This is a genomic window from Corynebacterium tuberculostearicum SK141 (assembly GCF_000175635.1).
In the GTDB taxonomy this organism is placed as follows: Bacteria; Actinomycetota; Actinomycetes; order Mycobacteriales; family Mycobacteriaceae; genus Corynebacterium; species Corynebacterium tuberculostearicum_C.
In genome coordinates this window covers 1-810 of record NZ_ACVP01000036.1, presented here as the reverse complement: position 1 = coordinate 810, position 810 = coordinate 1, and the positions used below count along the sequence as shown (strand labels likewise).

Annotated in this window: 2 protein-coding genes; both read left to right on the top strand. The window is 31.2% G+C overall.

The window, feature by feature from the left end; all coding sequences use genetic code 11:
- Positions 1-414 (top strand): MobV family relaxase (gene mobV / locus CORTU0001_RS12090; protein WP_425265844.1); only part of this gene is annotated, 414 nt, incomplete at its 5' end.
- Positions 371-810, top strand: a 440-nt coding sequence (locus CORTU0001_RS12085; RefSeq protein WP_425265843.1) for a hypothetical protein, incomplete at its 3' end; no start/stop codon positions are given. The genes mobV and CORTU0001_RS12085, both read left to right, overlap by 44 nt.

Genomic DNA, 810 nt, shown 5'->3' with positions numbered 1-810 from the left:
ACATCAGACAATGATTTCTTTGATAATCAAACGCCAGAAGATACAAAGCAGTTTTTTGAATATGCTAAAGAGTTTTTAGAACAAGAATACGGTAAAGATAATTTATTATATGCAACAGTTCACATGGACGAAAAAACACCACATATGCATTATGGCGTTGTTCCAATAACTGATGATGGTCGTTTAAGTGCTAAAGAAGTTGTAGGTAATAAAAAAGCTTTAACAGCGTTTCAAGATAGATTTAATGAGCATGTTAAACAACGAGGATATGATTTAGAACGTGGGCAATCAAGACAAGTAACAAATGCTAAACATGAGCAAATAAGTCAGTATAAACAAAAAACAGAATATCATAAGCAAGAATATGAACGTGAGAGCCAAAAAAACAGACCATATAAAGCAAAAGAACGATAAATTAATGCAAGAGTACCAAAAATCGTTAAATACGCTTAAAAAGCCTATAAATGTTCCGTATGAGCAAGAAACTGAAAAAGTAGGTGGTTTATTTAGCAAAGAAATACAAGAAACTGGAAATGTTGTAATAAGCCAAAAAGATTTCAATGAATTTCAGAAACAGATAAAAGCTGCTCAAGATATTTCGGAAGATTACGAGTATATAAAGTCTGGTAGAGCCTTAGATGATAAAGATAAGGAAATACGAGAGAAAGATGATTTATTAAATAAAGCAGTTGAGCGTATTGAAAACGCAGACGATAATTTTAACCAACTTTACGAAAATGCAAAGCCACTTAAAGAGAATATAGAAATAGCGTTAAAGCTTTTAAAAATCTTACTAAAAGAGTTAGAACG